Here is an 11,083-nt window from a genome sequence, read left to right on the forward strand (position 1 = left end):
AATTATACGGACTTTATCTAAAAGAGCTAGATAAAGAATATAACTATATTTTAAACTTAAATTTAAAGAATGCATTTTCAGATAATAGTTCAAAAGTATGGTATCTTTACTTTTTATATAAATTTCATGACAAAAATGGTGATATACTAGAAGCATTTGCTTATTATAAAACTTATTTTGATAGAATAGTTTCATTACTAATGTGCTATAAAGGTATTTCATATACTAAAAGAAAGTTACCAGATTATCATAGACATTATAAAGTAAATAATGTAAAAAAGGATTTTGAAGAACTAAATCCAAATTATTATAAAAAACAAAACATTGATAATTTTTTGAGTGAATTATATAGATTACGCCAATACAATCCAATCAATCATTCTTCGGCTGAAATAATTGAAGACCAAATGTTGAAAGAATCCCAAATAATTAATTTAATAAGGCAATCGGAAACTTTACTAATTAATAGCTTTTGATATTAATTTTAATGAATCGAAGAGGTGAATAGGTTGAGTAAATCTAATTTCAAAGAAAGAATTCAAAAAACATATACAAAGAAAGATCTCGAGAAAGCTTTAGGTCTTAAAAACAAAGCTCAATTGCAGAAAAGAATTGATAAATTAGTTGATATTTATAAGGTTGATATGAAGAAATTTCAAAAAAATTCTGGTGAAAGTGAAAGAGCTGCTTATAGTTTCAATGGTATTGCTTTTGATATATTATGTGTCTTATTAAATAATATGACAGATGATAACATACCAAAAGCAATTACGGATGAAGATGTAAGGCTGAGAAAAGATGCGATAGAAAATATTGATATTACCCAATATGCGAATTTTATTAAAAATGTTAAGAATGACATAGATAAAATTGAATTTAAACCATTAAAGTTACATATACATGCACAAAAAGCATACCAAGATGTAAAAAAGGTGTTTGATTCAGGCAGTAAAATAAACGATAAGTTACAATTAGCTTCTGAAGTAATGAGTCAATTACCAATAGATAAACAAGTGGAATTAAGTGATAAAATTGCATTTGCTATACACGAAACTATTTATTCATCATTTTCAGAAAGCAAATATATTGAACGAATTAATGAACATCATCAAACGAGTGAAAGGTCAAGTCAGCATGATTTTCGATATAATTATTTTGTAAATCAATTAACAGATAATGTAATAACTGAAGGTATAGATGAAGAGAGAGCATTTATATATGATAGAGATGAACAATTAGATTGGTTATTGATTAATATATTAAATAAAGTTCAACGAGCTGCGGATGGATGGGGAATGAGAAATGCTAAACCTCATCACAGAACACAAACATTTAGAGATATGGAGCATTATTTCCTTAGAGATGTATCGAAAATGATAGATAAAGAGCTTAACAAAAAGGAAAACTTAAATAAACAATCTAAAAAATATGACTTCGATAATAAGATAAAGGTCATTAATGATAATATTGAGTTTTTTAATGAGGATGAACAAATTAGAAAGCATTTACTAGAGTTACGTAAACGATTAGACTTTCATTCTGCAGCAGTATTAAATCAGAAAAATCATTCACACATAGGCAATGAAATGTTCCAATATTTTATGGATGATATGCAGCAAGTTGTAACATTGATAGACCGATACATTAATAAGACTGAACATTATAATGATATGAAAAATGGCTATATTAATGAATATAAATCATTTTATAATGCTTATAATAATGAAATTGAAGTGACTAAGACGCACGAAAATAACATCCCAATGGCAATGTTAATGAAGCAATTTAAGAATCAACTGTTAAAAAGAAGGAATAACCGAAAAAGCTCTAATTGAAGTTAAGTAAAAATTTAATAAATAATTGGTAAGCTCAATCCCTGATATAAAGGGATTGAGCTTATTTGCTTGGTGGAAATTTTTTTGAATTTTTTTGCCACTTCATCAACGACCTCTATTTAGTATTAAGATTGTCTTGTCAAAACGTTTTGAACAAATTTTAAGTTGAAAGTGAGCGCGCCACTTTCAACCATAAAGGAGAAGATTTACATGGAGACAAGAGACAAACTGATGTCGTTGACTCAGAGTAACAAAATACAGCAATGGTTAATGGACAAATCATCTAACCAAGATGACGTTCAACAATTACAACAACAATTCAGCCAGCAGTTAGATCAAAAATATAATGCACTTTTAGCTGGTGAACAAGCTAAATTAGACCAATACGTGGGAGTACATCAAGGGTTGGAAGCATTAAAGGAAGAGATTGAATCAGAACCTATTACGCTTAATATCGATAAATTACCGGATATCAAAGCAACAATGCTTGAAAGAGCCAAGAATGATGAACATTCTGATAAGATCGAAAAGCTATTTGAAAGGTTAGAACAGGCATTAAGTGGTACGAATCGATTATATACGCAATTATCGTTGATTGGTACACGAACACATCGAATTACAACTAAAAATTTTAATCTTCAAGGCTTACCTAAAGCAGTTCAACATACGATTTTACCTTCAAAATTTAAGAAGGTGTATACAATCGATTTCAACTCATTTGAACCTTCGGTTGTTGCGTACATGACTCAAGATTCAAAACTGATTGACTTTTTAAATCAGAAAGACGGACTGTATGACGCATTGCTAAGTGAATTAGGCTTATCAGATGAGCTACGAGTATTTGTTAAACGTGCATTTATTGGTTCGTTTCTATTTGGCGGCAACTTCGATAGCCCTAAATTCAAGTTGAAACATTATGTAAGTGAAGTGCAATGGTTGGATGCGGTCAGCCAATTTACAAAAGTCATTGAACTTAAGAAACAAATCGAAGAGCATAAAACCATGCCTATGCCTTACGGCATTGAACATGATATGAGCGCATTTCAAGGTAGCAGTATTATGGCAATCTACGTACAAACGGTAGCGAGTTATATTTTCAAGCACATTCTGCTAAAAGTGTACAAAGCACAGTGCGATCAAAAAACGTTCAAGATTATAGTACCGATACACGATGCGATTATGATTGAATGTGAAGATGAAGAAATTGCACAAAATGTGGGTCAGTTAATGAAATATACGGCTAACCAGTTGTTCAATGGTGAATTTGCACATGTGACAGTGGAAGAAATAGGAGGCGTAGACCATGAATAATGATAGAGGACAAAGCCTACACATCCCAAGTAGTACACCAATCAAAGAAAATAATATATATGTAGCTACGTTACATTCTGTGATCCAAACAGATTTCTCAGGTGAAATAAAGCATCAATTCACGTATGAAATTGAAGTGAACAATCAGATTGTATATGCGAATCGTAATATTCCAACAAAACCGAGCGCTAATCAGTTGTCAATTCATGATTGGCTTAAACGTCATAGCAACTATAGCGTGGGTCACAAAACATATGAACCTTACATTGACCGAAAGCATTTAATCTTTATTGGTCAATATAACGGTAATTATTATGTACACGATGTAGCACCATTAAATGAAACTGGAGGCATATTATAATGAAACATATATTCGAAATGTTAACAAAAATAATAAGTGTGGCTAAGGAGGCAATCGACCGTCAAGGTCTGATTGCTATCCTAACCATGAGTATTGGCAATGATGATGAAATAGAAAAAACGGTACAAGGTGAAACAGTGTATAACGAACTTATCGATCAGTTACGACTTAATATCCCAAAAGATACGGATTATCGACCTAACATCTATAGCTATTTCGGTATTAAGAAGAAACCAAGTGACACAATATTAATAGACATGATGATAAAAGTTTTTCATATCAAACGCTTCAATTCGGAACTGTATATATTCAAAATTAACGGTTGGCAAAAGCTAAGTGAAGACGAGTTAAAAGGATTTGTATCAAAAATGATACAAGTACTGTTAATCGGTTATACGCCTACGCAAAGTGCACTGAATAATGTGGTTGAAGGTCTGCAAAAATCAACAGATGTAGAAGAACTTGTTGAGAATGAGCACTATATTGGTTGTGGTGAAAATATGTTCGATCTTAATACGTTTCAAGTCGTTAAAAATCCAATCGATATCTTTCCAAAAACACGATTGAATTTATCATTAAGTACAAATGATGTAATTACTGATAAGATACCGCCATATTTTAACCAATATATGTTACAACTTGCGAATTATGACGATGATTTACAATACTTTCTTTTCCAACATACAGCAGTGTTACTTACAGCTGATACTAAATACCGTCGAGGCCTCATATTATATGGTGGAGCTAAGAATGGGAAATCTGTATATATTGAACTAGTTAAATCATTTTTCTATAGTAAAGATATTGTGTCTAAGGCACTTAATGAGCTTGAAGGTCGTTTTGACAAGGAAAGTTTAATTGACAAAAGTCTAATGGCAAGTCATGAAATTGGGCAATCTAGGATTCAAGAAAAGATTGTAAATGACTTCAAAAAGTTATTATCTGTAGAATCAATGCATGTTGATCGTAAAGGAAAAACTCAAGTGGAGGTCACTTTGGATTTGAAACTTGTTTTTGGTACAAATGCGGTACTTAATTTTCCTGCTGAACATGCGAAAGCTTTGGAGCGTCGAATTAATGTTATTCCATGTGAATATTATGTTGAAAAAGCGGACACTTCATTGATTGATAAGCTCCAGAGTGAGAAGAAAGAAATCTTTCTTTATTTGATGTATGTGTATCAACAGATTGTAAAAGCAGATATCGAGTACCTTGAAAATAGTCGTGTCACTGAAATTACTCACGATTGGTTAAATTTTGGATATGAATTTGTTTCTAGTAAATCAGCAAGTATTGCAAATCAGAAAGCGTGTATTAATTTACTCAGAAAACTTATAGAAATCAAACCAGGATCACGAATCAAAGTATCCGAGTTAAATAAAGTTATTAATGAAGAAATAAAGGTGAGTTCTCAGGTTATTAATCAGTTAATTCAAGCAAACTTTGATACTCAAACCAAACTATACAATGGCTACGATTATTGGATTGATTTAGGTTGGAAAGAAGCCGATAAAAAAGAGATTCATGATATTTCGAAAAAAGATAATATTATTTCATTAGATAAAAATGAAAATATAACAGACGATGAGGCATTAGATGAAGAGAATTTGGATTTTGATTGGGAGGACTTTGACGATGAATGATGAACAAATTGAAGCATTTGTAGAAGTGCTTGTACCTATCATTGAAGAACGTCTCAATAAAGGTAAGTAAGGCTAATTACGTACTACAGGCAGTTGCCTGTAGTACTCATATGATTAAGTGGTAAAAGTGATAAAAATGAAACGAAATTATAAATATATATTATCCATATGATGTTACAAGACCGATGGTCTGTAGCAATAATCTAATAAAAGGAGTGGTATGATATGAAGGGTAAAATTGCACTTTATTCACGCGTTAGTACGTCAGAGCAGTCGGAGCATGGGTACTCAATCCATGAGCAAGAACAAGTACTCATCAAAGAGGTTGTGAAAAACTATCCAGGTTATGACTATGAAACTTATATTGATTCTGGTATATCGGGTAAAAATATTGAAGGTCGACCAGCAATGAAACGTCTATTACAAGATGTTAAGGATAATAAAATCGAAATGGTATTAAGTTGGAAATTGAATCGTATTTCTCGCTCAATGAGAGACGTGTTTAATATTATTCATGAATTCAAAGAGCATGGCGTAGGTTATAAATCGATATCTGAGAATATTGATACATCCAATGCTTCTGGAGAAGTACTCGTTACAATGTTTGGGTTAATCGGATCAATCGAACGTTCAACACTGATCAGTAATGTCAAGATGTCGATGAATGCTAAGGCGCGTAGTGGAGAGGCAATCACCGGTCGTGTTTTAGGCTACAAATTATCACTTAATCCATTGACACAGAAAAATGATTTGGTTATCGATGAAAATGAAGCTAATATTGTACGGGAAATCTTTGATTTATATTTGAATCACAATAAAGGACTTAAAGCAATCACGACAATTCTAAATCAAAAAGGATATCGCACCATTAATCAAAAACCATTTTCAGTGTTTGGCGTGAAATATATTTTGAATAATCCAGTCTATAAAGGGTATGTCAGATTCAATAACCATCAAAATTGGGCTGTTCAGCGAAGAAGTGGTAAAAGTGATAAAAATGATGTGATATTGGTCAAAGGTAAGCATGAAGCCATTATAAGTGAAGATGTATTTGATCAAGTTCATGAGAAACTAGCTTCTAAAAGTTTTAAACCGGGTCGACCTATTGGTGGAGATTTCTACTTACGTGGCCTTATTAAATGCCCAGAGTGCGGCAATAATATGGTATGTCGACGGACTTATTATAAAACCAAAAAGTCAAAAGAACGAACAATCAAGCGTTATTACATTTGTTCATTATTTAACCGTTCTGGGAGTTCTGCCTGTCATAGTAATGCGATTAATGCTGAAGTCGTCGAACGCGTAATCAATGTTCATTTGAATCGTATTCTTTCACAACCTGATGTTATTAAGCAGATTGCGTCAAATGTGATAGAAGAACTGAAACAAAAGCATAGTAAACAAACAGAAATAAAATATGATATTGATAGTCTAGAAAAACAAAAAGCAAAAGTTAAAACACAACAAGAACGATTGTTAGAATTGTTCTTAGATGATCAAATGGATAGCGAAATGTTAAAAGTAAAACAAAGTCAGATGAATGGACAACTAGAGATGCTAGATAAGCAAATTAAAGAAGCACAACAAGCTACGGAATCACAAGCTGAAGTACCAAATTATGATAAACTTAAGAGCCACTTAACCATGATGATTAGCCGATTTAGTGTCTATTTAAGAGAAGCTACACCAGAAGCAAAAAATCAACTTATGAAGATGTTGATTGACTCTATTGAAATTACGACAGATAAACAAGTAAAACTTGTAAGGTATAAAATTGATGAAAGTCTTATCCCTCAATCTTTGAAAAAAGATTGGGGGTCTTTTTTTATGCCTAAATTTCAATTCGAGATAGACGGTCGAAAGAATTATTTCATCGACCAAATTACCACTTTTACCACTTAGTTCTTAGTGACAAAAGTGAGAGAAATGAAATAAAAATCAAATATATATTATCTAAATGATGTATCACATGTATACATCAACCAAATACATTAGGAGGTCATAACAATGACATTGGAACAACAACTCAAGCACTATATAACCAACTTATTCAAACTGCCAAAAGATGAAAAGTGGGAATGTGAATCTATCGAAGAAATCGCTGATGATATCCTACCTGACAAATATGTACGACTTGGTCCACTCAGTAATAAAATACTTCAAACCTATACCTACTACTCTGATACACTTCACGAAAGTAATCTCTATCCGTTCATTCTCTATTATCAGAAACAGCTCATAGCCATCGGCTATATCGATGAAAATCATGATATGGATTTCTTATTTCTACACAACACTATCATGCCACTTTTGGACCAACGATACTTACTAACAGGAGGACAATAATATGCATAAATATATCAAAATCACACAGCTAGCAATCACTATCCTAAGCGAAATCATTACATGGATGAAAGAATCAGAACGAAAGGAGATATCTTATGAATAGATATATCACCCGTGGTATCGCCAACAACTTACCTATCACATTACAACATCAATTATGGGAACTCGTATCTGAGCGAGAACAAAAACAATCAAAAGGCAAGGAATCATTGGATTATTTTCATATATTCCAATTAAATATGCACAATAACCAACTATATATCAAACACAAACAAGAACGTCCTGAGTACGTCAAAACTCATAAAGCGAATTATTCAAAAGCTATCAATATGAATAAGGTCTACATTATCCGAGAAGATGATGTAGACCTTTCTTATTACGTCATGTTACTACCCGAAGAATACTAATTAAGGAGAAAAAACATATGAAAACAATCAAAAGCACATTACAAACTGAAGCCATATTCAGTGATGACCAACAACATCGTTATCTACTTAAGAAAACATGGGACAGTGAAAAACAAACAATCACAATCATCACAATGTATCCGCATTATGATGGCATTCTCAATATTGACCTAACCACACAACTCATTATGAACAAAGTTTCAGAAATGGATGCATTTGGCTCAATCAATTTTGTGAATCTATACTCTAATATTACAACCCCTATCAATCTCAAACATTTAGAAAATGCCTATGATAATCATACAGGCATTCAGATTATGAAGGCAGTGAAAGAATCAGATGAAGTGATATTAGCATGGGGTGCTTACGCTAAAAAACCCATTGTTGAAACGCGTGTCAATGAAGTATTAGAAATGTTGAAACCACATAAGAAGAAAGTAAAACAACTCGTGAACCCCGTAACCAAAGAAATCATGCATCCCCTTAATCCGAAAGCGAGACAGAAATGGACTTTGAAAGTATAAACTATATATGGAGGTAAACGATGAAGGAAATCAATATTGTTTCACTACAAATGATAAAATCAGATAGATTAAGTTACCTAAAAAAATCGTATTTCAAACCCTGAGGATGCGGCAGAAATCTTGCGTTCATTCATTGGAAACAGTGACTGAGAACATCTCATTCTCATATGTATGAATAGTAAAAATGAACCTACACACATTCAAACATTATCGATTGGATCTATTAACCAAACAGTGATTCATCCCAGAGAAATATTCAAAACAGCGATACTCAGTAACGCAAACAGTATTATTTTAGGCCATAATCATCCAAGTGGAGATGTATTAAACATAGTATCCTAAACTAGAGTACTCTAAGTACTCGAAGTTTAGGATTTTTTAATTACAGTGCTTTAACTATTAAATATATAAGGGTATTATTAATAGTAGTTAAAGTATTTAAAGGTGGTGGAAAGATGAAGGTTCAGAAAGTAATTGTGGAGGAAAAATCATATCCGTTATACATACTGCTAGATAAAGAATTTGAAGTGATAGAACCGGTTAAGCGATTTATAAAGTACTTGGATAATACGGGAAAAGCTCCAAATACCATTAAAACATATTGTTATCATCTCAAGCTGTTTTATGAATTTATGAGCCAAAGTAGAATCGAATTAGGAGATTTACAATTTGAGGATTTAGCAAACTTTGTAGGATGGTTAAGAAATCCAGCAGGGCATTTAAAGGTAATAGATATACAACCAAAGAAGGCTAAAAGAGAGGAAACATCAGTTAATTCCATACTTAACGCTGTAACTAGTTTCTTAGAGTATTTAAATCGCACAGAAAATTTTAAAGCTATAGATATGTCTAAAGAAGCAAGAGGAAGAAACTTTAAGGGGTTTCTTCACCATATTTCTAAAGGTAGATCCTATAAAAAAAATATTTTAAAGCTTAGGGTCAAAAAGAAACTTGTACAAGTATTAGAACATGGACAAGTCAAAGCAATAATTGAGGCATGTCATACCAAAAGAGATAAGTTACTTATTATGCTTATGTATGAAGGGGGACTTCGGATAGGAGAAGCATTATCCCTTCGTATTGAAGATATTTCAACATGGGATAACCAGATTAACATCAGGCCAAGAGATCATAATGAAAATGGAGCTTATATTAAACTTAAAAAAGAAAGAACTATTGATGTAAGTAAGGAATTAATGGCATTATATACCGATTACTTAGTACATGAATATGGGGAAGATTTAGATCATGATTATATATTTATTAATCTTAAAGATTCTTATTTTGGCCACCCTCTAAAATATCAAAGTGTATTAGACTTAATAAGAAGACTAGGAAAACGGACAGGGATTACTTTCACTGCCCATATATTACGTCATACGCATGCCACAGAGCTTATTAGAAGTGGATGGGATGCTGCATATGTACAAAAAAGATTAGGGCATGCCCATGTACAAACAACACTTGATACGTATGTTCATCTTTCTGATCAAGATATGAAGAATGAATATAAAAAGTATCTTCAAGGGAGAGAAACATGACAATGAAATTTCCAAGTGTAGCAACTAATCGAAAGCTTATCGCTAGTACAGAGATTAATAAAAAAATAGCTAATATGACAAGTGTTTTAAAAGGTTATTGGGCAGCAGATAGATGGGATATAAGAATTTGTCCGCATCCTAGTGCAATTGAGTTAAGTAAGAATCCGTCACTAAGAAATCGTTGGGTAAATTTCGATAAGGTGGAAAATATCTGGTTGAAAACAGAATTAAAATATTTTTATTACCTTCACTTGAATAATGGAGCTTGGAATGCAAAATCCGTTTGGATTAGAAAGGGAACAGTGATAAGCCGGATGATGGGATTTTTAAATTTAAAATATCCTAATATTACATCGATAACCGAAGTGCCTATAAAAAAAGCTCTGACAGAATACCGGACCTACTTAACAGAACAAAAAGTAAAAACTACGACTACTAATTACAAACTTGATGTAAATCAGCAGAAAGTTACTGTACATGCTAATTCCTATTACGTTACTCATCTTAAACAGTTTATGGAATTCTATGAGGACTTCTATTTTGATGGGGAAGAATGGGAAAAAGATGTTTGGAATCGAAGAAAATTATCATTACCGGAAGATAAGGTAAACCCAACATCCTACGAATATACGATCAACTTTAAGGGTTTTGAGAATAATTATTTTAAAGAAATAGTTAAGCGATATTGTAAACTAATGTTAAACATAGCTAGCTTTTCTCACGTAGTAGATATAGCTTCAAAATTAAAAGAGTTTTTTAATTTCATGAACAAAAATTGTGAAGGTATACAAAGGATTCATCAATTAACTAGAAATGAAATTGAGCAATATTTAAATTATATTAATTTAAAAGGTTTAAAACCCAGTACTGTAACTGGACGAATATCTACTTTAGACGTTTTTTTTACTACAATTCAAAGGTATGACTGGAAGGATACACCTTCTAAGATCCTTATCTTTCAAGAAGATTACCCTAAAGTGCCGAAGGCACTACCACGTTATATTGATGAACATATACTTGAACAACTAAATGGGAAATTAGATAAATTGGAACCTTATATTGCTACAATGGTTATGGTACTTCAAGAATGCGGAATGCGTATCAGTGAACTTTGT

At 32.2% G+C, this 11,083-nt stretch carries 11 protein-coding genes and 1 pseudogene; all 12 read left to right on the forward strand.

The window, feature by feature from the left end:
- On the forward strand, window positions 1-476 hold a 476-nt coding region (locus JV528_RS08605), incomplete at its 5' end, for an Abia family HEPN domain-containing protein (protein ID WP_239475533.1).
- A 33-nt stretch (window positions 477-509) separates the two neighbouring features.
- On the forward strand, window positions 510-1,835 hold the full coding sequence (locus JV528_RS08610; protein WP_037576913.1) for a DUF6038 family protein: 1,326 nt from the start codon (window positions 510-512) through the stop codon (window positions 1,833-1,835).
- A 210-nt stretch (window positions 1,836-2,045) separates the two neighbouring features.
- Entirely contained in the window at window positions 2,046-3,146 is a 1,101-nt protein-coding gene (locus JV528_RS08615; RefSeq protein ID WP_204168515.1) for a DNA polymerase, read from the forward strand.
- Window positions 3,139-3,507, forward strand: coding sequence for a hypothetical protein (locus JV528_RS08620; protein WP_039069791.1), 369 nt, complete (start codon window positions 3,139-3,141; stop codon window positions 3,505-3,507). Before JV528_RS08615 ends, JV528_RS08620 begins: the two co-directional genes overlap by 8 nt.
- A complete protein-coding gene (locus JV528_RS08625; protein WP_204168514.1) occupies window positions 3,507-5,150 on the forward strand; it encodes a DUF5906 domain-containing protein in 1,644 nt (547 codons plus the stop codon). Before JV528_RS08620 ends, JV528_RS08625 begins: the two co-directional genes overlap by 1 nt.
- 225 nt (window positions 5,151-5,375) lie before the next feature.
- Window positions 5,376-7,052 (forward strand): cassette chromosome recombinase CcrC, encoded by a 1,677-nt coding sequence (gene ccrC, locus JV528_RS08630; protein ID WP_204168513.1) that lies wholly within the window; start codon window positions 5,376-5,378, stop codon window positions 7,050-7,052.
- A 105-nt stretch (window positions 7,053-7,157) separates the two neighbouring features.
- The gene (locus JV528_RS08635; protein ID WP_031796662.1) at window positions 7,158-7,496 is read left to right on the forward strand and encodes an SAUGI family uracil-DNA glycosylase inhibitor; all 339 of its coding nucleotides are present in this window, start codon (window positions 7,158-7,160) and stop codon (window positions 7,494-7,496) included.
- Window positions 7,497-7,591: 95 nt separating this feature from the next.
- Window positions 7,592-7,903, forward strand: coding sequence for a DUF960 family protein (locus JV528_RS08640; protein WP_031796663.1), 312 nt, complete (start codon window positions 7,592-7,594; stop codon window positions 7,901-7,903).
- Between the two features lie 17 nt (window positions 7,904-7,920).
- Window positions 7,921-8,427 carry a DUF1643 domain-containing protein gene (locus JV528_RS08645; RefSeq protein ID WP_031796664.1) on the forward strand — a complete coding sequence of 169 codons (507 nt, stop codon included), beginning with the start codon at window positions 7,921-7,923 and terminating at the stop codon, window positions 8,425-8,427.
- A 20-nt stretch (window positions 8,428-8,447) separates the two neighbouring features.
- Window positions 8,448-8,769, forward strand: a pseudogene (locus JV528_RS08650) (JAB domain-containing protein).
- A gap of 113 nt (window positions 8,770-8,882) precedes the next feature.
- On the forward strand, window positions 8,883-9,968 hold the full coding sequence (locus JV528_RS08655) for a tyrosine-type recombinase/integrase (RefSeq protein ID WP_000867971.1): 1,086 nt from the start codon (window positions 8,883-8,885) through the stop codon (window positions 9,966-9,968).
- A 2-nt stretch (window positions 9,969-9,970) separates the two neighbouring features.
- On the forward strand, window positions 9,971-11,083 hold a 1,113-nt coding region (locus JV528_RS08660), incomplete at its 3' end, for a tyrosine-type recombinase/integrase (protein WP_162778994.1).

The organism is Staphylococcus sp. GDB20D11A (genome assembly GCF_016893255.1).
Lineage (GTDB): Bacteria > Bacillota > Bacilli > Staphylococcales > Staphylococcaceae > Staphylococcus > Staphylococcus aureus.